This is a genomic window from Streptomyces katrae, from assembly GCF_000717655.1.
In the GTDB taxonomy this organism is placed as follows: Bacteria; Actinomycetota; Actinomycetes; order Streptomycetales; family Streptomycetaceae; genus Streptomyces; species Streptomyces katrae_B.
In genome coordinates this window covers 93,145-118,723 of sequence record NZ_JNZY01000024.1, presented here as the reverse complement: position 1 = coordinate 118,723, position 25,579 = coordinate 93,145, and the positions used below count along the sequence as shown (strand labels likewise).

Sequence of the window (25,579 nt, the reverse complement as noted above, 5' to 3'; positions counted from 1 at the left end):
TTGCCGTCGGCGCCGGCGCGTCAGACGGTGCCCTGCGTTGCCCCGGGCCGCTTCTTCTGCGCGTCCACCGCGGCCCGCTCCAACACCGCCGTGCGCTCGATGACCGTGCTCGCCTTGATCCCGTCGTGCCCCCTGACCTGCACGCCCCGGCCGCCGAGGTAGCCGTACGTCGAGCGGTCGAAGACCCACTCGGTGCGCTCGCCCCGCTGCTCGTCGAGCCGGGCCAGCGCGACGCCGTCGCGGGTCGGCGCGCTCGCGGCGTCAGCTCCGCTCGGGGGCGAAGTCACGGCGTGCCGGGCAGCCGGACCGTGACGAGCAGACCGCCGGCGGGGCGGGGGACGAGGTCGAGGGTTCCGTCGTGGGCGCGGACGACGCTGTGCACGATGGCCAGGCCGAGGCCGACTCCGGCGTGCTCGTCGGTGCGTACGCGTTCCGTCCCGCGCTGGAAGGGTTCGGTGAGGGTCGGTACCAGTTCCGGCGGGAGCCGACTGCCGGTGTTCTCGACCCGCAGCACGCTCGTGTCGCCCTGCGCCTCGGTATGGACGGTCACGGTGCCGCCGGCGGGGAGGTTGTGGACGACGGCGTTCTGGACGAGGTTCGTCACCATCCGCAGCAGGAGCTCCGCGGAGCCGCTGGTCCGCGCCGCCCCACCGGTGACGTCGAGCGTGATCCGCCGCCGTTCGGCGAAGGGAAGCAGAGTTTCGGCGGCTTCTTCGGCGAGGAGGGAGAGGTCGACGCTCTCGCGGGTGAAGTTTCCGCTGTCGCCTCGGCTGAGCAGCAGGAGGGCCTCGGTGAGGTCGATCGCCCGCGCATTGACAGCGTGCAGGCGTTCGATGAGTTCGTCCCGGTCCCGCGCGGGGTCCTTGCGGGCGACGTCGAGGAGCGTACGCGAGATGGCCAGCGGCGTGCGCAGCTCGTGGGAGGCGTTGGCGGCGAACCTCTGCTGCTCGGCGACGTGGGACTCGAGTTGTCGGAGCATCGAGTCGAACGCGTCGGAGAGTGTACGGAATTCGTCTTGGCGGCCCTTCATACGGATCCGGTGGGACAGCGACCCGTTCTCCGCCCTCCGTGCCGCGTCCGTGATCTGTGTGAGGGGGGCGAGCATCCGGCCGGCGAGGATCCATCCTCCGACGAGGCCGAACACGAGCAGGAAGGCCATCGCCACGGCCGCGGCGGGGGCGAAGGTGTGCACGAGGAGGTAGCGGTTGGGCGAGATACCGAGAAGGCCCTGAGAGTTGTCGGGTACGTAGCGCAGCAGGAACACCCACACCACGGTCAGCAGGAGAGCCCCGGCGACGGCGAGGAATCCGGCGTAGCTGAGGGTGAGTTTCAGACGGGCGCTGAGCCCTGGGCGTCTATGCATGCGTACTGCCGGGGCCGAAGTCGTCCTTGCCGGGGGCGGTGGTGTCCGTACCGGTGTCGATCCGGTAGCCGACGCCGGGCACCGTGGCGATGATCCATGGTTCGCCGAGCCGCTTGCGCAGTGCGGAGACGGTGATGCGTACGGCGTTGGTGAGGGGGTCGGCGTTCTCGTCCCAGGCCCGTTCCAGCAGCTCTTCGGCGCTGACGACCCCGCCCTCGGCGGCGACGAGGACTTCCAGCACGGCGAACTGTTTGCGGGTGAGCGCGACGTAGCGTCCCTCGCGGAAGACCTCCCGGCGGAAGGGGTCGAGCCGCAGGCCCGCGATCTCGCTGACCGGGGGCCGGGCGTACGCGCGCCTGCGGTCCAGCGCCCTCAGCCGCAGGACGAGTTCCCGCAGCTCGAACGGTTTGGTGAGGTAGTCGTCGGCGCCGAGTCCGAACCCGGAAGCCTTGTCGTCGATCCGGTCGGCAGCGGTGAGCATGAGGATCGGGATGCCGCTGCCGGAGGCGACGATGCGCCGGGCGACCTCGTCGCCGGAGGGACCGGGGATGTCGCGGTCGAGGACCGCGAGGTCGTAGGAGTGGACGCTGAGCAGTTCCAGGGCGGAGTCGCCGTCGCCGGCGATGTCGGCGGCGATCGCCTCAAGCCGCAGGCCGTCACGGACGCCTTCGGCCAGGTAGGGCTCGTCCTCCACGATCAGTACGCGCATGTCCGAAGCCTAAGCAGCAGAACATATCGCCGACGTATGCAGAGACATGTGCAAATACGGGGCACACCGGACACGCGACTCAGCCTGCCTGCGCCGGGGCGGGGTGAGGCCGGTCCGCCGGCGCTTCCGCCGTAGTACGCCACCAGCGGCGCGACGCCAGCGCGGCCAGTACGGCGCCGGCGGCGTTGACCAGGACGTCGTCCACGGAGGACACCCGGTCCAGCTGCAGTACGTACTGTGCGGTTTCGACCAGGACCGAGCAGCCCGCCCCGAGCGCCAGGATCCGCGGCAAGGATGCCAGCGCCGCGAACCGCATCGGGGCGAAGAACCCGAGCGACGCGAAGACCAGCAGGTTGCCGACGATCCCGAGCGATCCCATCGCGACCAGGTCCCGCAGCGGCACCAGGCTCACCCGGGCGGGGGCGATGCCGGGGGCGGCGCCCGGCATCATGGTCAGCCACAGGAACGGCACCGTCCCGTGGACCATGCCCACCTCGGCCAGCGACATCCGCCACGCCCATGTGACGCCGGCGGCACGCCGCCGGCGCGCCAGAGCCCACACCACGAGCACGGCCAACGGCAGCGCGACCAACGTCATGAGCACCACACCGTTGAACGTGTCGTAGCAGCCGTGCCACTGCCCGGCCATGCACCGCGGAGCGGACATCATGAGCGGCCCCCGCACGACGAACACGGCGCACGCCATCCCGGTGACCACCAGGCTGAGGGGCAGGATCCTGCGCGTACGGCGGGGCTGTGCCGCCGTGGCTGCGTTGTGCTTCATGCCCCCATGGGAGACGGAGGGCCGTTGCGGTGGTGTATCCGATTTTCGATACGCCCGCGATACCCGCGATACCCGCGATACCCGCGATACCCACGATCTCCGGCAGGCAGGATGCCCTCCCGCCCCCTGCCCGGGTGGTGGTGAGCGAGTCCGGCAAACACCGTATCCCTGTGCCGTATTCCCGGACCGGGAGAGCCGGGCGAACCTGTGAGTCATCCACGAGGATTCGTGAGGAATGCACCTAGGTGGCGGTGCCGAATTCCCGTAACTTATTTCTCGTACCTGACAGCCAAACGGGAGGAACTTCCATGATCTCGACCGTCAAGACCAACGTCATCTGCGCAGTCGTTCACAACCGTGCCGTCGTCCACAACCGCGCGGTGGTGCACAACCGTGCGGTCGTCCACAACCGTTCGGTCGCCAAGTGACGCTGACCTTCTGAGGTCGCTCGACCACGGTCCCGGGTTCCCCCCGGGACCGTGGCACTTTGCACCAGGAGTCAGTTTCTATGGGGGCTGATATGTCGGCGGACGACACCGCTTTGGAAATCGTGGACGTTGAGATATACGACCTCGAGCAGGACTTGTGCTTTCTCGCCACCCCGAACGGTGGGCAGTTCTACATATCCGCCCCCACCTCCGAGTTTCGTGCATGGTTGGCACGCTGCGACGGAACCAGGTCCCGCAGCGAACTGCTGGCGGGAATGGCCTCCGAATACGCCGAGGTGGTCGACGTCCTGCAGCACGACGGCTGCCTGCGTCCGGCCGGAGCCGCCCTCGATTCCGAGCGGGCGGCGCGAGTGGCGGGCACCACGGTCCTCATCACCGGCGCGCCGGAGCTCACCGCCCCCCTCGCCCACGCCTTGAGCACCACCGGCTACGCACACGTCGGGCCGGCCCCGGAAGACCTGTCCCTCGTCGACGTCCGCGACACCGTGCTCGTCGCCGCATTCTCCCACCCCGCCCACCGCGAACTGAGCCGTATCGACGAGCTGTGTGCCCGGTCCGGCCTGCGCTGGCTGCCCTTGCGCCATGAACGCGGCCGGGCCGTCCTCGGTCCTGCCATCACACCCGGGGCCACGGCGGACTTCGCGGACGTACTGGACCGCCGGCTCAGCGCGGCCCACGACCCGCGGGTCGTCGAGGCCATGCGGACGGCGTCGCAGCCGGACGGCCACCGGCTCCGCGACGGCGACGTCCGCTGGACATCCGCACAGCTCGGCACGTACCTGGAGCGCTGGGTCGCGGGCGAGGCCACCGTCGAGGAGGTCGAGCTCGATCCGCGCCGGCTCGACCGGATCGAGCGCACCATCCTGCCGGTTCCGACCCGGCCGCGGCCGGTGGTGCGCGGCGACGCCGAGGCCGACCTGCTCGTCGACGACCAAGTCGGCGTGGTGACCGGTGTCCAGGAGCTGGCGCCCTTGCCGGGCATGCCGGCGCAGCTGCGGGTGTGCGCGGTGGACGTCGCCGACATGCGGCGCGTCGCGGACTGGCCCAACGACCGGCAGGCGTTCGGCACGTCCTGGTCCGATTTCGACGCCGCCCGTCGCAGTGCCGTCGGCGAGGCGGTCGAACGCTACTGCGGCAGCCGCCTGCCCCAGGAGCGGCTCCGCTACGGCAGCCACGCCCGGCTGCGCAGGGCCGGCGTGCCCGTGCTCGACCCGCGTCGGCTGCACCTGTATTCGCAGCGGCAGTACCGCAGCGAGGGCTTCCCCTTCGCGCCGCTGACCGTGGACGCTGAGTGCGCCTGGGTCGAGGGCCGCTCGTGGACGACCGGCGAGCCGGTGTGGGTGCCCGCCTTCCTGGTCGCCCACGGAGAGCACGACCCGGTTGCCTACTCCGATCCGCTCGTGGCAGGCGTGGCCTGCGGCGTCAGCGAGGAGCACGCCGTCACCTCGGGACTCGAAGAGGTGATCGAGCGGGACACCACCATGCTGTGGTGGGCCAACGCCGCCCGCCTTCCCCGGCTGCCGATTCCCGACCGGATCCGCGATCTGGTCGCCGACAGCCTGGACGCCTACGACATCAGCCTGATCCATCTGGACAACGAGTTCGACGTCCCGGTGCTCGCCGCGGTCGTACGCGACCGGGCCGCCGGGTGGCTGGGCATCGGCTTCGCCACCCGGCCCGACCCGCAGGAGGCGGCGCAGAAGGCACTCGCCGAGGGGTTCACCCTGCACCACACCTGCCGCTTCCTGGACGACGACAAGATGCTGGCGGACGGCCGGGCGGACCTGCCGCACCTGGGCAACCTCAAGCCGCACCGCGCCGACCGGCGCTATCTCGACTCCTACCGGCCCGACTTCAGCGACGTCCGGGACCTGCTGTGCCAGCAGCAGGTCCACCTCGATCCGCGGGCGGCGGAGCGGGTCGCACCCTGGGTACGGGACCTCCCCACCCGCCCCTGGGACGGACTGCCCGCGCTCAGGCAGCGGAGCCTCGAGGCGTACCGCGAACGGGTCGAGGCCCGCGGCTTCGAGGTGATCAGCGTCGACCTGACGACCTGTGACGCCGAAGCGGCCGGGTTCAGTGCCGCCCACACGATCGTGCCCGGCCTCGTGTCGAACTTCCCCGCCGGCATGCCGATGTGGGGCGACGGCAGGATCGGCCGCGCGGGCGTCCGGCTCGGCTGGCGGTCGCAGCCGCTGGCCGAGGAGGAGTTCAACGTCTTTCCACTACCCCACGCGTGAGGGACAACCGATGGCTGTCATCGACACACTCGGCCTGCCGAACACCAAAGGCCGCAAGCCTCTGATCGTCGCGCAAATCGTCGATGCTCTGGGCACCGGGCTCTTCCTCCCGTTCGCCGTCGTGTACTTCCACGCGGCCAAGGGCATCCCACTGACCACGGTCGGCCTGATGCTGTCCGTCGGCGCGCTGCTCTCGCTGCCGGCGGGGCCGCTGGGGGGCCCGCTGATCGACCGGATCGGGCCGCGGCGCGTGCTGATCGCGAGCAACCTGATCCGTGTACTGACCTTCACCGCCTACGTGTTCACCGACACCCCCTGGCAGCTGGTCGTACTGGTCACGGTCACCCTGTGGGGCGACAGTCTGTTCCGGCCCGCGGTCGCGGCGCTCGTGGCGCAGGTGGCCGACGACGGGCACAGGGCGCGCTGGTACGCGATGGACCGGTCCCTGCGCAACGTCGGGATCGGCGTCGGCGGTCTGGTGGGCAGCACGCTGGTCGGCTGGGGCGGCACCTCGGGCTACACCGCCGTGGTGGTGCTGAACGCCGTGTCGTTCCTCCTCGCGGCCGGGCTGGTCGCGAGCTGGCGCCGGACCGCCGTGCTGCCTCCGGTCGGCGGCGGCGGCCCGGCTCCGGCCGGGGATGCTCCGGGGCAGCCCCGAGGCGGGTACCGGGAGGTGCTCGCGGACCGGGCCTTTCTCGGCGTCCTGGCCACCGTATGCGTGTTCGCGCTGTGCGACCTCGCGCTGACCATGCTGCTGAGCGCCTACGTGATCGAGGCGCGCGGGTTGCCGGCGTGGCAGCCGGGGATGCTGTTCGCGATCAACACCGTCATGGTGATGCTGGCCCAGACCGCAGTGGCCAGGGCGGTCGAGCGGTACCGGCGGACCAGAGTGCTGCAGGTGGCGTCCGTTCTGTGGATGGTGTCCTTCGCGCTGTTCGCGGCGGTGTCCGGCGAGCACGTCGGACTGGCCTTCGGCGGGCTCGTCCTGGGCATGGTCGTCTTCACGGTCGCCGAGCTGCTCCAGGCCCCGACCAGCAGTGCGCTGACCGTGGCGATCGCCGCAGGGCACCTCCGCGGCCGGTACCTCGGGCTGGAGGAGCTGATGTGGAGCCTGGCCCGGGTGATGGCGCCGACGGTGTTCACCTGGTTGCTGGCACGGGGAGCGGGCCTGCCCTGGTTCGCGCTGTGCCTCTGCTGCCTCGCGGCGGTCGTGGTGCTGCAGCGACTCCACCGTGTGCTGCCGGCGCACGTCCAGCGGGAGACCGTCCATGGCTGAGCGTGGAACCGAGGTCCGCCGCCCGGAGGAGTTCCGCGACGTCTACCACCGGGTCTACCGCCAGCCGCCCTACCACGAGGACGCGGCGGCCGCAGACGGCTTCGCCCGAGAGCTGGCCGGCCATGCTGAGCTGCCCGGCTTCTGCGTGACCACCGTCCTGGAGGGCGGTGTACTCGGCGGTTTCGCCTACGGCGTGCACCGCGAGGAGGGATGGTGGCATCCGCGCGCCGCCGCGCCCGCCCCGCTGTGGCTGCGCCGGCCGCTGTTCTACGTCTACGAGCTCGCGGTCGTACGGGAGTTGCGCGGCCGCGGGCACGGGCGCGAGCTGCTGGACCTGCTACTGGCAGACCGCTCCGAGCCGTTCGCCGTACTCGCCGCGTCGAGCAGGGCGTCGGCGCGCGAGATGTACCGGCGGTGGGGCTGGACGAAGGCCGGCGAACTCACGGGGCCACCGCACGGTGTGGATCTCCTCGCACTCCCTCTGACGCCGTTGCCGTGACCGGGCGCCCCTCACCGGTGTCCCGGTGGGGTGGCCGTTGATCAGCCGGCATCCCGGCGTCCACGCCGGCGCCCCCGACCCGCAGGAGCGCGACGCGCTCCCCTTCGGCGTGTCCGCATCCGGGAGTCGTCCGTCAGGGCCGGGCGTGCCGTGGCGCGCCGCTCCGCGCCGGTGGTACGCGTAAGGGAAGCCGATCGGCGAGCGCGACTTGACACAGGCAATGGCTCGTTCGACGTCCGAAACACGTTGCGTGCAAGGGTGTTCGGTATGCCCACGAATCCCGGGGCTCGCCCGCTCGGCACCCTGGACGGCATCACGCAAACATTTCGTACGCGCACGCTATCGCTGCATCGTCTCAATTGATCGGGGGATTCGAATGAGTGTCGATGTGATGGTCTACGATGATCTTGCCCTGTCTCGATGTGCGCTCACGGCACTGCTGGAACAGGATCCGGAGATCAGAGTCGTGGGATCGGTGGACAACAGGTATGCCGCGCTTGAGTTCGCCGAACTGAATCGACCCGATGTCGTGGTCATCAGTTTCGAAGGCCGGGACGAGGAAACGGTCGATATCGCCGAGAAGATCGCCATCCTTCCCAAGGTCCGCACGCTGTTGGTTGCCACCGCATGCGTCCGGTCGGCCGTCCGCAGGGCCTTCGCCGGGGAGATCGGCGGAATGGTGCGGCGCAGTGTCCCGCCCCAGCGCCTTTTCGAGGCGATCCATCTGGTGCACGAGGGTGAGCGAGCCTTCGACGCCGAGCTCGCTGTCGCGGCCGTGGCCAACGGAGACTGCCCGCTGACCCCCCGGCAGCTTTCCGTGCTCGAGCACCTCGACGGGGGTGACACGGTGGAGGAGATCGCCGCACGGCTGTCGCTGTCCGAAGGGACGGTGCGCAACTACATTTCATCCATCGTGGTGAAACTGGATGCACGCAACCGCATTGACGCGTTGCGCATCGCCCGGAATCTGGAATGGATCTGATCCGAAGAGGGTCGGAGCCCGAACGCCCTTGCGGCACAAACACAAACACCGAACGCCGATGTCCGCACGACAGCACTGGCACTGCAACGCATCGCACAAGGACGGCTCGAATGCCCAACTCCACTCATCCCGGCGGCGGTCGGCTGCCCCGTCAGGTGGCCGACGCCCATGTCGACGCCCTCGTCGAACTCGACCCGATCGCCGGTACCTTCCTCGGCGTCGCCGAGAGTTCCGGCCGGCTCCCCGACTTCTCGCCGGAGGGCCAGGAAGCGGTGACCCAGCTGGCCCGTACGACCCTGCGGCAGCTCGCGGCCGCAGAGGCCGTTCCCGGTGCGGACGACATCGCCGAGCGTCGCTGCGCCCGGCTGCTGCGTGAGCGGCTCACCGCCGAACTCGCCGTGCACGAGGCGGGCGAGGGACTGCGTACGGTCAGCAACCTCGACTCACCACTGCACCAGGTCCGCGACGTCCTCACGCTCACGCCCACGGACACGGACGAGGACTGGGCGGCGATCGCGCGACGGCTACGCGCCGTCCCGGACGCCCTGGCGGGCTACCGTGCGTCTCTGAACGCCGGCCTCGCGCGCGGGCTGCCCGCGGGGCCACGGCAGGTATCGGCCGTCATCGGACAGCTGACCGAGTGGATCGGTACGGAACGGAGCTGGTTCGCGGAATTCACCGAGCCCGGCCCCGAGCGGCTGCGCAACGAACTCACCACGGCCGCCACCGCGGCCACCGGCGGCCTGGCGGAACTGCGCGACTGGTTCCGTGACACCTACGCCCCGGCCGTGGAAAGCGCACCCGATGTCGTCGGCCGAGAGCGCTACGTCCGTCTCGCCCGTCACCACAACGGCGCCCATCTCGACCTGGACGAGGCCTACGCGTACGGCTGGAGCGAGTTCCACCGGCTGCTCGCCGAGATGCGCGCCGAGGCCGAAAGGGTCTTGCCGGGCGCCGGTACCCCCTGGGAGGCGCTGGCTTGGTGCGACCGGCACGGCGAGGCCGTCGAGGGGGTCGAGGAGACCCGGCAGTGGCTTCAGTCGCTGATGGACGAAACGATCGACACGCTGGACGGCACCCACTTCGAACTGGCCGCGCGGGTACGCCGGGTCGAGTCGTGCATAGCCCCGCGAGGCAGTGCCGCAGCCCCCTACTACACCGAGCCGTCGCTGGACTTCTCCCGGCCCGGACGCACCTGGCTGCCGACGATGGGGGAGACCCGCTTCCCGGTCTACGACCTCGTCACCACCTGGTACCACGAGGGCGTACCCGGTCATCATCTCCAGCTGGCCCAGTGGGCGCACGTCGCCGGAGACCTCTCCCGCTACCAGACCACCGTGGGCCTGGTCAATGCGAACGCCGAGGGCTGGGCGCTGTACGCCGAGCGCCTGATGGACGAGCTCGGCTTCCTGTCCAACGCCGAGCGGCGGCTGGGCTATCTGGACGCGCAGATGATGCGGGCCATTCGCGTGATCGTCGACATCGGGATGCACCTGGAGCTGGAGATCCCGAAGGACTCCCCCTTCCACCCGGGCGAGCGCTGGACGCCCGGGCTGGCTCAGGACTTCCTCGCCCGCCACACCAGCCGCCCGGCCGACTACGTCGAGAGCGAGGTCGTCCGCTATCTGGGCATGGCGGGTCAGGCCATCGGCTACAAGCTCGGCGAGCGTGTCTGGCTCATGGGCCGCGAGGCGGCCCGAGCCCGACACGGAGCGGACTTCGACCTCAAGGCCTGGCACATGGCCGCGCTGTCGCAGGGCTCCCTGGGCTTGGATGACCTGCTGAGCGAGATTTCAGCGCTCTGAGGGCTGAGCGTGCACGTTGCACTGGCCGGCCGCTCAGAGCCGGACGATGACGAGGGCGGTGTCGTCGGTGGCGCCCATAGCGGGGAGCAGGTCGAGGAGAAGCGCGTCGGCGAGCGGCTCGGGGTCGGTTCCGCGGTGGTGGGTGAGGGCGTCGGCGAGGCGGGCGAGGCCGATGTCGATGTCCTCGCGGCGGCGTTCGATCAGGCCGTCGGTGTAGAGGACGAGGGTGTCGCCTTCGGCGAAGGCGGTGGTGGCCTGGGGACGGGGGACGTGGTCGGGGCGGGCGCCGAGCGGGGGATCGGTGGCCTGGTCGAGGAATTCGACGGTGCCGTCGCTGCGGAGCAGGGCGGGCGGGGGATGGCCGGCGCTGCTGTACGTGATGGTGTGGGTGTCCCAGTCGATGCAGGTCTCGACGGCGGTGGTGTTCTCGGCGCCTTCGACGGAGCGCGCGTAGAGACCGAGGACTTCCAGGGCTTGGGCCGGACCGTCGGCGACACGGGAAGCGGCGCTGAGGGCGCTGCGGAGCAGGCCCATGACGCAGGCGGCGTGGAGGCCGTGGCCTACGACATCGCCCACGGCGACCCCGATACGGTCACCGGGCAGGTCGACGAGGTCGTACCAGTCGCCGCAGACGTTGAGCGTTCCCGTGGCGGGCTGGTAGCGCACGGCGGCTCGGTGGTGGCCGAAGGGGCCGGGGGCGGGCAGCATCGCGTCCTGCAGGGCGAGGGCGATCTCGCGCTCGCGGGCGTGGGCCTCGCGGAGCCGTTCGTTGAGCTCCTGCAGCTCCCGGGCCCGGGTGTACAGCTCGGCCTCCAGCACCCCGGTGCCGCTGCCCCGCCCGCCGCGGGCCGTGATGAGCTCGGTGACCTCCTCGACGCGGTGAACCAGCACCATGACCCGGCCGTCCGGTCCGAGCACCGGAGCGTTGACCGGGCTCCAGTACCGTTCCTCCCACTCACCCGGCCGCTCCACGGACTCCACGTCGTAGCGCTGGAGGGCCATCGCGTCCCGCTCGCCGGTGGTGAGCACCCGCTCGAGTGAGGCGCGCAGGTTCCGCGCGCCGTTGGCGGCGGGGTCGCCGGGGTTGTCGGGGAAGACGTCGAACAGGTAACGGCCCACCAGCTGCTCGCGCGTCCGGCCCGACATCCGCAGGAACTCCTCGTTCACGTCTGCGTACACCAGTTCGGGAGTCAGCAGCGCGACCATGCCGGGCAGTGCCTGGAACACCGCCGCGTAGTCGATTCCCGCCTCCGCCATGGTCGGCCCGCCTCAGCGCTCGATGCCGTCTGTGATGCCCACGATAGAAGCCGGGTGAGGAGAGGGCGGGAATCCGTTGGGCAGGACGTGGGCGGCCCGCCTGAGCGCCGGGCTCGCCTCTCGCCCGTGGTGCCCGGCAGCGTCGGCCCTTCACGTGCGGCCCGGTGCCGGCACCGGCTCGGACGAAGCCGCTGCCGCGCGGCGGGGGAGCAGCAGCGGGGTCGCCAGGAGGAGTACGCCGGCCAGGCCGATGGCCGTACGCGGGCCGAGCAGGGCGCCCAGCACGCCCCACACGGCCGTCAGGAGCGCGGTCGTGGCCTTGGTCGTCACCGCCCAGGCGGCCAGCGTGCGGGTGACCCGGTCGGTCGCGGTGCGCTCGAGGCGGTATGTGGCGTAGACGGGGTTGAAGACCCCGCAGCAGAAGATGAGCCCGAGTTCGACACCCATCACCAGCAGCAGTCCGCCGGTGCCCGGCCCCAGGAAGGCCAGGCCGATGGGCCAGAGCGCGCGCAGGGTCCCGGCCACGGCCAGGACCTGGTGCTGTCCGAACCGGGTGACGAGTGGCCGGGCCAGCTGTGAACCGAGCAGCCCGCCGATCGAGGGCGCAGCGAAGGCGAGGCCGTACTGCCACGGTGTGAACCCGAGCCGGCCGAGCATCAGGACGGCCAGCAGCGGCTGGGCGGCCATGACCAGGCCGTTGAACAAGGCGGTGTTGAAGAACAACGGGCGCAGCGCCGCGTCGGCGAGGACGTACCGCCAGCCGTCGAGCAGGTCCCGGGCCCGGATGCGCGCGGCCGCCGCGCGCTCGGGGTGCGGCTCGTGCCCGCCCGTCGCGCGGATGCCCAGGGCCGAGAGCAGGTAGCTGACCGCGTCCGCCACCACTGTCGCCATCGGGCCGAGGAGTCCGATCGCTGCGCCGCCCAGCGGCGGTCCGATGATCGTCGTCGTCCAGGCCGTCGACTCGAACCGGGCGTTGGCGACGAGCAGGTCCTCGGCCGGCAGCAGCGATTTCAGGTACGCGCCGGAGGCGGCGCGGAAGGTGATGTCGGCCGCCGCGACGACGACCGCCACCAGCAGAAGCTGGACGAAGGTGAGCACGCCGAGCGCGAACGCGATGGGAAGCGTCAGCAGCGCCGCGCACCGCACCAGGTCCGTCGCGATCAGCACCGGCCGCTTGCGGCGGAACTCCACCCAAGGACCGAGCGGCACCGCCACGGCCGCGCCCACCGCAGCTCCCGCGGAGGAGAGCGCTGCGACCTCGGCCGGTCCGGCGTGCAGCACCTGGACGGCGATCAGTGGGAACGCGCCGAAGGCGAGCCACGTGCCGAGCGCGCTGGTCCCGTACGCCCCCCAAAGCCACCCGAACGACCGTCCCAGCCGCTGTCCGCTCCTCATGGTCCGATGCCCCTCGCCCGCACAACCGATCCGCGACCGGAAACATCAAAGCGAGAACCGTCCCCTGGGATCAAACAACCACAGAGGCCCTCAGCCACAACCGATGGTTGTGCTCGTAGGGTACGGGCATGGACCTCGACACCGTCCGGACCTTCGTCGCCGCCGCCGACGCGGGGCAGTTCCAGGAGGCAGCCGCCGAGCTGGCGATCACCCAGCAGGCCGTCTCCAAACGCATCGCCACGCTGGAGCGCAACCTCGGCGTGCGCCTGTTCACCCGCACCCCGCGCGGCGCCGAGCTCACCATCGACGGGCAGGCATTCCTGCCCCACGCCCGCGAACTGATTCGTGTCGCCGAGCGCGCGGCCGCGTCCGTACGGACCGGGCACCGTCCACTGCGCGTCGACGTGATCGCCTCGCGCGTCGCACCGTCGGGCCTGATGCGCGGCTTCCACCGAGCGCATCCCGAGATCGACCTCGACGTGCTCATGCTGTCCGACATCCAGACGGCCGTCGCCGCCATCCGGTCCGGTGAGATCGACGCCTCCTTCCGCGCCGTCGCCGCGCCCGGCCGGCCCCTTCCCGAGGACATCGAATCCGTCCGGGTCCTCGACGAGCCGCTCCAGCTCCTCACCGGCCCCGCCCACGCGCTGGCGGGTGCCCGGTCGGTGCCCCTCGCTCAGCTCGCCGGGCACCGGATCTGGATGCCCGGCATCGTCCCCGGTACCGAGTGGGCCGCCTACTACGACGACCTCGTCGCCGAGTTCGGCCTCGCCATCGAGGCGACCGGCCCCAACTTCGGCTCCGACGCGCTCCTCGACACCGTCGCCGACACCCCGGCCCTGGCCACGTTCATGGGCGAACACACCCGCCTCGTCTGGCCCGCCGACCACGGCCTGCGCCGCATCCCGGTGACCGATCCGACACCCGTCTACCCGCACTCGCTCCTGTGGCACCGCGACAACCCCCACCCGGCGCTGGCCACCCTGCGCGCCCACCTCGCCGCCACGGCAACCGGCGACCACGCCGCGGCCGGCACCTGGGCCCCGAGGTGGGTGATGCCGCGCTGAACGGCCCAGGCCACCGTGGCCCTGCGGGGCGTGGTTGACCGCATCCTCCAGCGTCTGAAAGGCGCCCTGCCCGAGGTGGGGAGCCATCGCGTGCGCCGCGTCGCCGAGCAGTGCGATGCGGTCGACCGCGTACGAGGGGAGCGGTGTAGTCGGTACGGACCGGTCTTCGACGGGCTGGCGAACGGCGGCGAAGTGCCTCGCGGGGCCCTCGAAGGCCTGGTCGCCGCCGCCCTGCGGTGGGACCCGGCCGTCCGTGGTTCCGGAAGATCTTCGGTTCCACCGGCTGTACTGCCGGAACCGAGATCGGCCTCGTATCGTTGGCTGATGCGCGCACACCGTATCGACCGTCCAGCCGATCTCGACGTGGTCCGGGATTCCTATGACCGGGTGGCCGACAACTACGCCCACATGGTGGTGACGACCGGAATCGGCGACATCCGTCGCCATCCATGGCTCAAGGCCTCGATCGATGCCTTCGCCGACACCGTGAGCGAGCTCGGGCCCGTCCTGGACGTCGGCTGTGGACCCGGAACGGTGACCGCCTACCTCGCCGAACGCGGACTCGACGTGTCCGGGGTCGATCTCTCGCCCCGCATGATCGAAAACGCCCGCCGGCTGCATCCGCACTGCCGCTTCAGCGTTGCCTCCGCCACCGACCTCGACCTCGGAGAAGCCTCCCTCGGCGGCGTACTCGGGTGGTGGTCACTGTTCAACCTTCCGCGCGACGTACTTCCTCAGGTCCTCGCCATGTTCGCGCGCGCCCTCAGGCCAGGCGGCCACTTCATCACCGCGACACACGTCGGCGACGAAGACCTGATGCGCACCGAGGCGTACGGAGGTGTATCCGTTCGTTGGACGACGCACAAGTGGCGGCCGGAACAGCTCGTGGACCTGATAGAGCAGGCGGGGCTGAGCCCGGTCGCCGAACTCCGGCTCCCCGCAGATGAGCAGACCGGGCCGGGTGTGGTCGTGATGGCCAAGCGCCCCGCCTGAGGAGCCCTGCGAGCTGGAGCGGCTGCCGATCGAAGGACTTCGGCCAAGGGTGATCGGGCGGCGGCGCACCGTGCTGTCGGTGGCATGCCGGTGGCTGTCGGGCCGGTGTCGGCCGCGTATCGGGGACTGTCGGGCCGATGTCGGTGGGGCCCGGCACCTTTCCAGAAGTACGGCCGGATGGCCGTCCGGCCGTAGGTCTGGGAGGGGATTTCTCGTGCATGACGTAGTGATCGTGGGCGCCGGCCCGGTCGGTTTGTTCCTCGCCTGCGAGCTTGGCCTCGCGGGCTGTACGGTCCTGGTGCTCGAGCGGGAGCCGGAGCCCGGCTCCCCGTTGAAGGCGGAACCGCTGGGGATGCGCGGCCTGTCCGCCGCGTCGATCCAGGCGTTCTACCGCCGGGGCATGCTTCACCCACTGCTGACGGCTTCGGGCGTCTCCGTGGACCCCGATGAGGACGAGGCGTCGCCCCCTCGTTTCGCCGGTCACTTCGCCGGCATGGTGCTCGATCCGGCCAAAGTCGACGTCGCTGCCCTGCCGTTCCGACTTCCCAGCCCGGCACCGGACGTCCTGATGACGTATCTCGAAGCGGTCGAGGCGGTACTGGCCGAGCAGGCTGCCAAGCTGGGCGTGGACGTCAGGCGCGGCGTCACGGTATCGGCCATCGCCCAGAACGACGAGGGCGTGGTCGCGCAAGCCGGCGCGGACGCGTACGCGGCGCGCTGGCTCGTCGGCTGCGACGGCGGACGCAGTACGGTCCGCAGGCTCGCGGGCTTCGACTTCGTCGGCACCGAGCCGCAGTTCACCGGCTACACCATGCATGCGACCATCACCGAGACCGAGCAGCTGCGGCCCGGGTTCAACCTGACGCCGACGGGCATGTACATCCGAATGCCCTCCGAAGGGCACATCGGCATGATGGACTTCGACGGCGGTGCGTTCGATCGCTCGCAGCAGCCGACTCACGACCATCTCCAGGGGGTTCTGCGCCGCGTGTCCGGCACCGACGTGACGGTGGGCGACGTCCGGCTCGCCTCGAGCTTCACCGACCGGGCGATGCAGACGACGACGTACCGGCAGGGACGCGTCCTGCTCGCCGGCGACGCCGCCCACATCCACTCGCCCCTGGGCGGGCAGGGACTCAACACCGGCATCGGCGACGCCGTGAACCTGGGCTGGAAGCTCGCGGCGACCGTGCACGGGTACGCGCCGGAGGGGCTCCTCGACACGTACACCGGCGAGCGCCATCCGATCGGCGCAGCGGTCCTCGACTGGTCGCGCGCCCAGGTGGCGGCCATGCGGCCGGACGCGCATGGCCAGGCGATCCAAGGGGTGGTCCGCGACCTGATCGGGACCCGTGACGGAACGACCTACGCGTTCGAGAGGCTGTCGGGATCGTGGGTCCGCTACGACCTCGGCAGCGAGCACCCGCTGGTCGGCCGCAACGCCCCGGACCTCCGTCTCGAGGACGGCACGCGTCTCGGAGACCTGATGCAGGACGGACGGGGCGTCGCGCTCGATCTGACCGTCGACGGACGCCTGCGCGGTTCGGCGATGCGCTGGGAGAGCCGCATACGGTACGTGGCCGGTCCGGCGAGGAACGACCTCGGGCTGGGTGCCGTGCTCGTACGGCCTGACGGCACGGTCGCCTGGGCAGGGGATCGCACCCCGGACCGTGAAGCGTTCGAGCGGGCCGCCGGCCGTTGGTTCGGTGGTCCGGAAATCTTCTGAGCGCCGGAACACGAACGTTCCCATCCGCCTTCCCCCTCTTCAACCTTGGTCCAAGGAGCGCACATGACGATCACTGTCCGGCCGGGAAGCACCGTGATGTTCACCGGCGATTCGATCACCGACTGCCAACGCCTGGAGAGCGAGGACGGTCTCGGGTTCGGCTATCCGCTGCGCGTCGCGGGCGAATGGGGACTCCGGTACCCGGATCGGCCCGTGACCTGGCTGAACACCGCGAACGCGGGCAACAAGGTGATGGACCTCGAAGCCCGCTGGCAGACGGACGTACTCGACGCGCGTCCGGACGTGGTGTCGATCCTCGTCGGAGTCAACGACATGGGCTGGCACACGCTGGACCCGAAGGGGTACGTGATCCCCGCGGAGGAGTTCGAAGCGGGATACGACCGCCTGCTCGCGCCCCTCGCCGAGGCGGGAACGAAGCTGGTACTCATCGAGCCGTTCCTCCTGCCGATCCGCGGGGTCGTCGAGGCCGGTGGCGGTGGCGTGCGCATCGGCGAGAAGGAGCGGGAGGAATGGCGCACCGACCTGGACCCGAAGATCCAGGTCGTCCGCAAGCTCGCCCGCAAGTACGGCGCCCATCTGCTCGCCGCCGACGGCATGTTCGCCGAGCTCGCCGCGACGGCCGGGCCGGAGTACTGCGCCGCGGACGGCGTACACCCGACACCGGCCGGCCACGCAGCGCTCGCGGCGGCCTGGCTGCGTCTGGTCGCGTGACCGTCGGGCCGTACTCGTCGCCCCAGAAGCACCGGGCGTGCGCCGTCAGGGTGGTGTGCATGAGGCGAACGCCACGCGAGGTGCCTGTTTCGGGTGCCCGGCATCAAGGCCTGATCCGGGGGACCGGATCGCGGCGAGTACGGCCGAGTCGCCTCGCCCCGGCGGGCGGACCGTGAGGGTTCCCTCCGGGGCGCGGATGATGTGGGCGCCGAAGGTCTGACCTGGCGGCCCCGGTGTGCCCATGTGCTCACGGCAATACGCCGATCTCAGTGCCCCTCCGTCGACTCGGCGATGCGCTTGATGTGCGCCAGGCGCGTCTCCCAGTCGGCGGCGAGCGCGGCCATCCACCGGGCAGGCCTATCGGGGAATCGAACGCGAAGGGCTCGTGGAGGGCCGCCGCGGCCTGGGCTGGGCCGGGCCGTCCGTCCGGCCATCGACGAGTCCGCCAGGATCCCGATCCGGCCTTCCGCGGGTCGGAGGGCGGTGCTGCACGGCGGTCGAGCGCCGCCCGCCGGGCCGGGTGCCCGCGGCGGATCCATACTGGTGAACGTGAGGCGTTCTCGAACGGCGTGCGTCTGCGCTGCCGCTCTGGTCGCCGCGGTCCTGCCGCTCGGCGTGGGGACCGCTCCGGCCGCAGCCGGCGCCGCACCCGCGCGGAAGTGTGTGAGCTCCCCGGCCCCCCAGGCGGCCTCGGGGCAGGCGGCCAGCGTCCTCGACATCGCCCGCGCGGCGCAACGGGAGTTCGGGCTCAACTCGGTCGTCCTCCGTGTCACCACGGGGCAGCGGAACATCGTCACCGGGGCGCTCGGCACATCGATGACCGGAGTTCCGGCCGACCCCGCCATGCACTTCCGTACCGGCTCGGTCGGCATCGTCTACATGGCCACCGCACTGCTCGCCCTCGTCGACGAGGGCCAGGTCGGCCTCGACGACCCCCTCTCGAAGTGGCTGCCCGACGTCCCCCACGCCGACGAGATCACCCTGCGCATGCTGGGCAGTTCCACCTCCGGCATTCACGACTACGTCACCGACCCCGTGTTCCTCAAGGAGATCGAGGCCAAGCCCTTCCGCCAGTGGACCCCGGCGGACACCCTGGCCATCACCAGCAGGCACCCGCTCTGGTACAAGCCGGGCACGAGCTTCAGCTACTCCCACGAAAACTTCCAGCTGCTCGGCGCCGCCCTCGAGAAGATCACCGGCCAGCCCCTCGACCAGGTGCTCCAGGAACTCGTACTGGACCCGCTCGGCCTGCACGAGACGAGGAACTCCGCGACCCCCGAGCTCCCGGCCCCGGCCCTGCACGCCTTCACCTCGGAACGCGGTACGTACGAGGAGTCGAGCTACTGGAACCCCTCGTGGACCACCGCGCCGGGCGCGGTCCTCACCGGGGACATCTGCGATCTGGCCACCTCCGCCCGCGGCATCGGCACCGGAGCCCTGCTGTCGAAGGAGGCCTTCCGGACCCAGCTGAACCCCGGCACGGTCGGCCTGGGCACCCCGACCAAGGAGTGCCCGGCCCCGTACTGCCGGAAGAACACCGAGGCCCTCCACTTCGGGTTCGGCGTCCTGGTCCTCCGCGATTGGATCGCGACGAATCCGTCCTTCTCCGGTTACGCGGCCGTCTCGGCCTACCTTCCGACGCAGGAGCTGTCCATCGCGGTCTCCGTGACCAAGGGCCCCTCGTCCCCCGAGGGTAACTCCGCCTCCACGGTGGCCGAACGGATCGCCAGGGCGCTCGCTCCAGACCACCCGCTCACCCTCGGCTGAGGCGGCCGGGGACGCCGCGAGCGGGTCCCAGGACAACCCGGAGCGCGCCCTGGCTGTAGGCGTGAAGGCCAGCCCGTGGGGCTCGCAGTTCTGTGCGGGCAGCGGGTAGCGCGTCAGCTCTCCGGCCACGGTCAGCCGGCCGATGTGCGCAGTGGCCCACTCCGTGAACCACAGGGCGCCGTCCGGGCCCGCGGTGATCGCGTGGGGCCGGCACCGCGGATCGGGCAGCGGGCAACCGGTGATCTCCCTGACGTCGTGATCCGGCCGATCCGGCCGTCGGCGTGCTGTCCCGCTTCTGGGAGGGCCGCTATGCCCGCTGCGCACCCGTTGTCGCCCGAGCGGTTTGGACCGCGGCGAGGTCCCGCCCGGAGCCGGACGCGCGGGACCTGCTGGTGGCGGCCACGGCCCCGCTCTACAAGGAGCTGCTCCTGCTGCGGGCTGCCCCCGACCCCGGCCTGCCGCGGGGGTCTTCACGCGGCCCCGGGCGGGCCTTCCGCGGCTTGGCACGGCGAAGGCCCCCGCTCCGGGACGGTCGATGTGATGCGGACCACTGTCCGGGCGCTCCGGGTCGGGCATGCGTGATCATGACCGGATGGACGCTCGTTTCCTTGGCATCGCCGAGCTGGTCGAAGTCCCCTCCGTGGCGGTCGTGGTCGACGTCATGCGCGCATTCACGGTGGCCCCCTGGGCCTTTGCCCAGGGGGCGGAAAAGATCGTTCTTGCCGAGTCGCTGGATGAAGCGCTGGCGCTCAAGACGCGCCACCCGGATTGGGTGGCGCTCAAGGACGGTCCGCCCGCGCCCGGGTTCGACACCGTCAACTCACCCGGCCTGCTGCGGTCCATCGACCTGGGCGGACGGACCGTCGTGCAGAAAACCACGGCAGGGACGGTCGGCGCCCTTGCGGTCAAGGAAGCGTCGCTGGTGCTGTGCGCCGGCTTCGTGGTGGCGGAGGCAACGGCTCGGCTCCTGCGGACACGCGGGTGCGACAGTGTCACGTTCGTCGTCACCGGCGAAGACGGGCGCGCCGACGAAGACCTGGCGTGCGCTCAGTACATCGCCCGGAGGGCCGGCGACGCCGGAGCGGATGCAGCTGAGTTCCTCCGCCGCGCCGGCGAGTCGCGCGCCGCCGCCGAGCTGACGGAGGGCGTGCGTCAAGGAGCCCATCCTGACGACGTCGCACTCTGTCTTGAGCTCGACCGGTTCCCTTTTGCCGTGGTGGCGACCTTGGAAGACTCGCTCATGGTCCTCCGTCCGTGCGCCGTGCCTTCACTGACCGGCGAGGCTTCGATCTGACAACCGGCGGGCCCGCGCACAGACTTGCAGTCCAGGGCGGTCGGCGGCCCGCGTTCCCGCTTGTTTTCAGTATGTCGTGATCGTGTCACGATCAGGTGGGCCCGTCCGTATGGGTGCGACCGGGGCGACATAAAGACGGTATTAAGGTGGCGTGCGCCTGCCAAGGTGCCCTACTCGCTCATCACTCTTTGCAACGGGATTGAATGTGAAGCTTCGTCATGTCCGAGCAATAGCCGTCTTCGGTATCGCCGTCGTCGCGCTCACGGGAGCCCGCGGCTCCCACGGCGCCAGCTGCGGTGGCGGCCACGGCTCCAGCTCCTCGCACTCCGGCAGCTCGGGCGGCTCCAGCAGCGGTACCTCCGGCACCACCGGCGGCAGCGGCACCACCGGCGGCAGCGACAGCAGCAGCGGCACCTCGTCCGGCACCACCTCCGTGACGGGCGGATCGAGCAGCGCCAACAAGGCCGAGCGGGACATCAAGATCGACAAGTGCCGCCTGGACGACTCGGGCAAGAACCTCGTCGCCCGGCTCACCGTCACCAACAGCGGCTCGCTGAGCTACACCTACAACATCACCATGAAGTTCGAAGGCGCGCCCGGGTCGAACGCCGTCCCCGCCACGGCCAGGGTCACCAGCCTGACGGTCAAGGCCGGCGGAACCCAGCAGGCCGAGGCCACGACGCCGTACACCGGCAAGGGCAACGGAAGCGAATACAAGGAGTGCGTCGTCTCCAGCGCGACCAAGACCGCCTCCTGACACACCGTTCCTCTGGCCGGGCAGGTCCCCGTCCCGGCCCGCTCCTCTGAGGGGGTTCCGACGGCAGATCTCGTGGCTACTCACGCACGGATGAGTACCTGCGCTCTGCCCGCCTCCGGAGCCGGCCGGGACGATGGGGTCATGCATCGAAGGCCACTGAGTCCCGCCCCTGTTCTGCTCCTGTTCCTCGTCTCGGTCGCCGCATGGGCCGCCTGGCTGGGCTGGGACCAGCACCGCGACGTGCACCCCGACGGTTCGGTGACGGGCCCGTACGAGGCATGGCAGGTGGTCGGGCTGGTGCTGAGCCTGGCGGCCCCGGTGGCGTGGGCGGACGTCCGGGGCCACGCGGCGAGCGCCGTCCTCGGCACCACGGCCGGTCTGACCGTCGCCTCGTACTACGACTGGTCGGACGACTCCAGCGGCCTCTTCGCCGTCGGCGTGGTCCTGGTCATGGCGAGCACCCTCGCGGCGACCTCTGCCCTCTCCGTCCTGATCACCCGCATGACGCGCGGCGGCCGAGGCAGAGCGGAATGACGGCGGACCAGCCGGCAGCCGCGGGCACGGTGGCCCGCTGCGGCGGCACTGTTCCCGCACCAAGCTGAAGAGGATCTTCCTCTCCCTGTCCGGGGACGCGGGGTCGGCCCGTTCGAGCCTGACCCGGACGCTGGCGCCGAGCCCGAGGTCGACGTCCGCCGAGGTGACTCTGCCCGCCACGGCGGGGTCCGCGATCTGAACCTGTCCCTCGCGCCGGTTCGGCGGGTTCTCTTCCTCGTCGGTGTCGATCACCGTGGCGTCGAAGGTGCTGCCCACCCGGTCCATGAGGACCGCCGCCTCCACCAGGTCCACGGACCGCCGGTCCGGCGCACTCCCCTTCGCCTTCGTCATCGTGTTCGGCAGGTCGTCCAGGGCCGCGAGGACCCAGTCCGGCGGGGCCTGGCCGTCGCAGGCAGCCACGCACAGCTCGCCGGCGTACCGGTCGACCAGGCGCCGCAGCGGGGCGGTGCAGTGCGTGTACGGGGCCGCGATCGCCGCGTGGCTGGTCTGATCGGGGATGTGGTCGTGGTCGCGGAAGGACTTGTAGTCCGATTTCGGCAGCAGGGCGCCGGCCGCCTCGTGGAGGAAGGCCGCGTGCCTCTGGTCGTGAGGATCGAGCGAGCGGATCAGCTTGGCGTACGAGAGGCGCGGCGGCCGGTGGATGCCCAGGCGCTGGGCGATGCGGCGCAGTCGTGCGACCTCCTGGGGCGGGGCCGTGTCCTGGGTCCGCAGGATGCCCGGACCGCCGTTCAGCATCATCCGGGCCGCGGCCATCCCGGTCATGAGGGAGACCTGCTCGTTCCAGCCGTCCACGGCCAACGGCGCCCGGTAGCCGAGCCGGAACGATCCGTCCTCGAACGTGACCTCCTGCTCCGAGAGGGTGAGCGAAATGCCTCCCCGCGCGGCCTCAACGGCCTCGCAGAGCGTGCCGATGTCGCGTCGCGCAGCAGGGCCACGGGTTCCTCTGCGGTGCCGGAGTCGATGGCGTGCTGGACGCCCGCGTAGTCGAGTTTGGCCCGACTGCGGACCAGGCCACGGCCCACGTGCGAGGTGGTCACCTCGCCGTGGGCGTCGAGGTCGTGCTGCCACAGCAGGGCGGGGACGGTCTGGTCCGGCAGCAGGCTGGCCGCGCCCTCGGAGAGCGCGGGCGGGTGCAGGGGCACTTTGCCGTCGGGGAAGTACAGCGTCACGATCCGCTTGTGGGCCTCGGTGTCCAGGGCGCCGTCGGCCGCGACGAAGGCCGCCACGTCGGCGATGGCGTAGTACACGCGGAAGCCGCCGCCGGACCGCCGCTCCAGGGACATCGCCTGGTCGAGGTCCTTCGACGTCGGCAGGTCGATCGTGAAGAGCGGTAGATGGGTGGCGTCCTTGTCGGGCAGATGGGGCGCGTGGGCGGCGGCCTCGGCCGCTTCGAGCACGGGTGCGGGGAAGGCCTTGGGCGCGTGCGGGTCGGTCCGCAGCTTCTGCAGGGCAGTGCGCAGAGCATCCAACTCCCCTCCCCGGACCGGCTCTGCTGGCGCAGGTCTGGCGACGCTGCTATGTGGCACGGCGTTACCTCCAGTAAGTTACCGCTAGGTAAAGCCACTGTGCTCGACATACGGGGGAGTAATGAACCGGGGACCTTCTGCTCTGCTGTCCGCCGCCATCGTGACGGGCATCGTCGTCGGGTCGGCGCCGACGGCGACGGCCGCACCCCGTGCGGTTACCCGGGGGACGACCGCGGCGCCCGACGCGTTCTACCGTCACGACGGCAGCAAGCCGCTTTCCGCGTACCGGCCGGGCGATGTTCTGAAGAAGCGCACGCTGAACTACCACGTCTTCGGCATCCCGACGCCGTTGAGGGCAATCCAGCTGCTCTACCGCACGACCGATGCCCAGGGCAGGCCCTCGGCCAACGTGACCACCGTGGTCCGCAGCCAGTACGGTGACGGCAGCAAGGCGGTGTCGTACCAGTCGTTCTACGACTCCCTCAGCCCGGAGGACGGCCCCTCCCGGGCCGTCGCCGGGAACGTCTCCCTCGGCGGCGCCATCGCCAACGCCGAATCCCTCGTCCTGGCACCGCTGTTGCTCAAAGGCTACGACGTGGTCATCCCTGACACCGAGGGCCAGAACGCCGACTTCGCGGCCGGCCCGGAGTACGGAACGAACACCCTGGACTCGATCCGCGCCGCCGTCCGGACCGAGGAGACGGGTCTGCATGCCGGTACGAAGTTCGGCTTGTTCGGCTACTCCGGCGGGGCCGTCGCCACCAACTGGACGTCGGTCCTGGCCCCCGCGTACGCGCCCGAGGTGAACGAGCAGCTGGTCGGCTTCGCCGAGGGAGGGCTGCTCGTCGCCCCTGCGCACAACCTCAGGTACGTCGACGGCGCACTGGCCTGGAACGGGGTGATCCCGATGGCCCTCATGGGAGTCTCACGCTCGTACGGCATCGACCTCACCCCTTACCTGAGTGCGAAGGGCCTCGCGGTCGTCAAGGAGCTCGAAGACGGCTCGATCCTCGCTGCGCTGGCCCGCCACCCGGGGATGACGTGGAAGGACATGGTGAAACCGGAGTACAAGGACCCGAACTCCATTCCGGCCTTCGTCGCAGCGGTCAACAAGATCAATCTGGGCCAGGCCGCCACCCCGACCGTCCCGGGGTTCATCGGGCAGGGGAACGCGGGCTGGCCCGAGGGAACGTTCAACAGGCCGCCGGGCATCGGCACGGGTGACGGCGTCATGGTCGCCGGGGACGTGCGGACGCTGGCCCGGCAGTACTGCGCCACCGGCAACAGCTCGATCAAGTACGAGCAGTACGACCTGCTCAGCCACGTCGGCGCCATGCCGTACTGGGCGCCGCGCGCGATGGCCTGGCTGGACGACCGCTTCGCGGGCAGGACCGCCCCCACCAGCTGCGGCAGGATCCCTGCGGGCAACTCGCTCGAGCCGGAGAAGCCGACCGTCACGCCGTGACCGCTCCGGACCGCAGTGCCCGGCCCGCCGCAGGTGACGGGCCGGGCGTGGGACAGGGGCCGGACGCCGGTTCAGAGGCGCGTCGCGGTGATCAGCCATGTGGCCGAGGGGAAGAACACGCCATCCGGTGTCCCGTGCGCGCGGAGGGTCGTGAGCAGGTCGGCAAGCGCACGCTCGCGGCCGGCGTCGTCGAGGTCGGTCAGCATCCAGCCGAGCATGCCGCTGACGAAGCGGTACGCGTCATCGGCGTCGGCTCCGAAGTACATGGGCTCGCTGAGCGGTTCGAAGGCGGCTTCGCCGAACCCGGCGCCGGTGAGCAGGCTGCGCACCCGGTCGGGGTCGGACAGGGAGAACGGTCCGGGGGCGGCCGGCGGCGGCGCGGGCAGGTCCCGGCCTGCCGCCATGGCGGCGGTCAGGGCCAGGAACCATTCGTTGCGCGGCGGCGGCTGCCAGACGAGCTGCACCGTGCGGCCGCCCGGCCGTACGGCCCGGGCGATGTTGCGGAACGCGGCGACGGGGTCGGCGAAGAACATCGTCCCGGTACGGCTGACCGCGAGGTCGAACTCCTCCGCCGGGAACGGGTGGATCTGGGCGTCGGCCTGCTCGAACCCGGCGTGCGCCAGTCCTTCGGCCAGTGCCCGCCGCCGGGCCACTCGCAGCATCGCCGCCGACAGGTCCACGCCGAGCACGCGGCCCGCCGTGGCTCTGCGGGCGGCTTCGCAGGTGATCTCGCCCGTGCCGCACCCGATGTCGAGCACGTGGTGGGCCGGACCGATCGCCGCTGCTTCGAGGAAGCGTGCGCGGTAGCCGCGAATCGCTCGGTCGAACCGGTCGGCGTGCTCGGCCCAGTAGGCGCCTTCATCACCGTCCCAGGCGCGGGCCTGCTCGGCGTTCGCGGGCGCGACCTGCAGCGTCGGGGTCATCTCGACCACCCGCCTCGTACTCCCGAAGGGGCTCTGCCGGTGTCACTCCGACCGACCCCCGCTCGGCGGGGGCCG

General features: G+C 70.9%; 21 protein-coding genes and 2 pseudogenes. 14 read left to right on the top strand and 9 right to left on the bottom strand.

The window, feature by feature from the left end; all coding sequences use genetic code 11:
* Nucleotides 1-20: 20 nt before the first annotated feature.
* From IF09_RS0126405 to IF09_RS0126390, 4 genes are all read right to left on the bottom strand, one after another.
* Nucleotides 21-287: a hypothetical protein gene (locus IF09_RS0126405; RefSeq protein WP_030299739.1), complete on the bottom strand. Its 267-nt coding sequence runs from the start codon at nucleotides 285-287 to the stop codon at nucleotides 21-23.
* Nucleotides 284-1,363, bottom strand: a complete 1,080-nt coding sequence (locus tag IF09_RS0126400) for a sensor histidine kinase (RefSeq protein WP_030299738.1) — start codon at nucleotides 1,361-1,363, stop codon at nucleotides 284-286. Before IF09_RS0126400 ends, IF09_RS0126405 begins: the two co-directional genes overlap by 4 nt.
* Nucleotides 1,356-2,072, bottom strand: coding sequence for a response regulator transcription factor (locus IF09_RS0126395; protein ID WP_030299737.1), 717 nt, complete (start codon nucleotides 2,070-2,072; stop codon nucleotides 1,356-1,358). Before IF09_RS0126395 ends, IF09_RS0126400 begins: the two co-directional genes overlap by 8 nt.
* Nucleotides 2,073-2,151: 79 nt before the next feature.
* A complete protein-coding gene (locus IF09_RS0126390; RefSeq protein WP_030299735.1) occupies nucleotides 2,152-2,856 on the bottom strand; it encodes a VanZ family protein in 705 nt (234 codons plus the stop codon).
* A 703-nt stretch (nucleotides 2,857-3,559) separates the two neighbouring features.
* On the opposite strand from IF09_RS0126390, the gene IF09_RS0126380 reads away from it, so the two are divergent.
* The 5 genes from IF09_RS0126380 to IF09_RS0126360 all read left to right on the top strand — a co-directional run bounded on the left by IF09_RS0126380 (nucleotide 3,560) and on the right by IF09_RS0126360 (nucleotide 10,107).
* Complete coding sequence (locus IF09_RS0126380) at nucleotides 3,560-5,545, top strand: YcaO-like family protein (RefSeq protein ID WP_234321155.1); 1,986 nt, start codon at nucleotides 3,560-3,562, stop codon at nucleotides 5,543-5,545.
* A gap of 10 nt (nucleotides 5,546-5,555) precedes the next feature.
* A complete protein-coding gene (locus IF09_RS0126375; protein WP_030299733.1) occupies nucleotides 5,556-6,821 on the top strand; it encodes an MDR family MFS transporter in 1,266 nt (421 codons plus the stop codon).
* Entirely contained in the window at nucleotides 6,814-7,320 is a 507-nt protein-coding gene (locus IF09_RS0126370; RefSeq protein WP_030299732.1) for a GNAT family N-acetyltransferase, read from the top strand. Before IF09_RS0126375 ends, IF09_RS0126370 begins: the two co-directional genes overlap by 8 nt.
* A 376-nt stretch (nucleotides 7,321-7,696) precedes the next feature.
* Nucleotides 7,697-8,302: a response regulator transcription factor gene (locus tag IF09_RS0126365; protein WP_063607436.1), complete on the top strand. Its 606-nt coding sequence runs from the start codon at nucleotides 7,697-7,699 to the stop codon at nucleotides 8,300-8,302.
* Between the two features lie 110 nt (nucleotides 8,303-8,412).
* Nucleotides 8,413-10,107 (top strand): DUF885 domain-containing protein, encoded by a 1,695-nt coding sequence (locus tag IF09_RS0126360; RefSeq protein ID WP_030299730.1) that lies wholly within the window; start codon nucleotides 8,413-8,415, stop codon nucleotides 10,105-10,107.
* Between the two features lie 33 nt (nucleotides 10,108-10,140).
* On the opposite strand, the gene IF09_RS0126355 is transcribed toward IF09_RS0126360, so the two are convergent.
* Both IF09_RS0126355 and IF09_RS0126350 read right to left on the bottom strand, forming a co-directional pair.
* On the bottom strand, nucleotides 10,141-11,364 hold the full coding sequence (locus tag IF09_RS0126355) for a PP2C family protein-serine/threonine phosphatase (RefSeq protein ID WP_030299728.1): 1,224 nt from the start codon (nucleotides 11,362-11,364) through the stop codon (nucleotides 10,141-10,143).
* A gap of 150 nt (nucleotides 11,365-11,514) precedes the next feature.
* Entirely contained in the window at nucleotides 11,515-12,759 is a 1,245-nt protein-coding gene (locus tag IF09_RS0126350) for an MFS transporter (protein ID WP_030299727.1), read from the bottom strand.
* Between the two features lie 128 nt (nucleotides 12,760-12,887).
* Here IF09_RS0126350 and IF09_RS0126345 point away from each other — a divergent pair, with 128 nt between their 5' ends.
* The 5 genes from IF09_RS0126345 (at nucleotide 12,888) to IF09_RS0126325 (ending at nucleotide 19,044) form a co-directional block, all read left to right on the top strand.
* Nucleotides 12,888-13,826: a LysR family transcriptional regulator gene (locus IF09_RS0126345; RefSeq protein ID WP_030299726.1), complete on the top strand. Its 939-nt coding sequence runs from the start codon at nucleotides 12,888-12,890 to the stop codon at nucleotides 13,824-13,826.
* 324 nt (nucleotides 13,827-14,150) lie between these two features.
* Nucleotides 14,151-14,819 carry a class I SAM-dependent methyltransferase gene (locus tag IF09_RS0126340; RefSeq protein ID WP_030299725.1) on the top strand — a complete coding sequence of 223 codons (669 nt, stop codon included), beginning with the start codon at nucleotides 14,151-14,153 and terminating at the stop codon, nucleotides 14,817-14,819.
* 214 nt (nucleotides 14,820-15,033) lie between these two features.
* The gene (locus IF09_RS0126335; protein WP_030299723.1) at nucleotides 15,034-16,545 is read left to right on the top strand and encodes an FAD-dependent monooxygenase; all 1,512 of its coding nucleotides are present in this window, start codon (nucleotides 15,034-15,036) and stop codon (nucleotides 16,543-16,545) included.
* 63 nt (nucleotides 16,546-16,608) lie between these two features.
* Nucleotides 16,609-17,277, top strand: a complete 669-nt coding sequence (locus IF09_RS0126330; protein WP_030299722.1) for a GDSL-type esterase/lipase family protein — start codon at nucleotides 16,609-16,611, stop codon at nucleotides 17,275-17,277.
* A 549-nt stretch (nucleotides 17,278-17,826) separates the two neighbouring features.
* Nucleotides 17,827-19,044, top strand: coding sequence for a serine hydrolase domain-containing protein (locus tag IF09_RS0126325; protein WP_030299721.1), 1,218 nt, complete (start codon nucleotides 17,827-17,829; stop codon nucleotides 19,042-19,044).
* Nucleotides 19,045-19,158: 114 nt separating this feature from the next.
* Here the strand turns inward: IF09_RS0126325 and IF09_RS48570 are convergent.
* Nucleotides 19,159-19,620, bottom strand: a pseudogene (locus IF09_RS48570) (hypothetical protein); the annotation flags it as partial.
* 16 nt (nucleotides 19,621-19,636) lie between these two features.
* On the opposite strand from IF09_RS48570, the gene IF09_RS0126320 reads away from it, so the two are divergent.
* The 3 genes from IF09_RS0126320 (at nucleotide 19,637) to IF09_RS0126310 (ending at nucleotide 21,629) form a co-directional block, all read left to right on the top strand.
* Complete coding sequence (locus IF09_RS0126320) at nucleotides 19,637-20,338, top strand: 2-phosphosulfolactate phosphatase (protein WP_030299720.1); 702 nt, start codon at nucleotides 19,637-19,639, stop codon at nucleotides 20,336-20,338.
* A 205-nt stretch (nucleotides 20,339-20,543) separates the two neighbouring features.
* Nucleotides 20,544-21,095: a hypothetical protein gene (locus IF09_RS0126315; protein WP_030299719.1), complete on the top strand. Its 552-nt coding sequence runs from the start codon at nucleotides 20,544-20,546 to the stop codon at nucleotides 21,093-21,095.
* A 141-nt stretch (nucleotides 21,096-21,236) separates the two neighbouring features.
* A complete protein-coding gene (locus IF09_RS0126310; protein ID WP_030299717.1) occupies nucleotides 21,237-21,629 on the top strand; it encodes a hypothetical protein in 393 nt (130 codons plus the stop codon).
* 93 nt (nucleotides 21,630-21,722) lie between these two features.
* Here IF09_RS0126310 and IF09_RS48565 read toward each other — a convergent pair.
* A pseudogene (locus IF09_RS48565) lies at nucleotides 21,723-23,110 on the bottom strand (RNB domain-containing ribonuclease); the annotation flags it as partial.
* Nucleotides 23,111-23,237: 127 nt separating this feature from the next.
* Here IF09_RS48565 and IF09_RS0126300 point away from each other — a divergent pair.
* Complete coding sequence (locus IF09_RS0126300) at nucleotides 23,238-24,581, top strand: lipase family protein (protein ID WP_030299716.1); 1,344 nt, start codon at nucleotides 23,238-23,240, stop codon at nucleotides 24,579-24,581.
* 71 nt (nucleotides 24,582-24,652) lie between these two features.
* Here IF09_RS0126300 and IF09_RS0126295 read toward each other — a convergent pair whose 3' ends face one another.
* Complete coding sequence (locus IF09_RS0126295; RefSeq protein ID WP_030299714.1) at nucleotides 24,653-25,504, bottom strand: class I SAM-dependent methyltransferase; 852 nt, start codon at nucleotides 25,502-25,504, stop codon at nucleotides 24,653-24,655.
* Nucleotides 25,505-25,579: the final 75 nt, after the last annotated feature.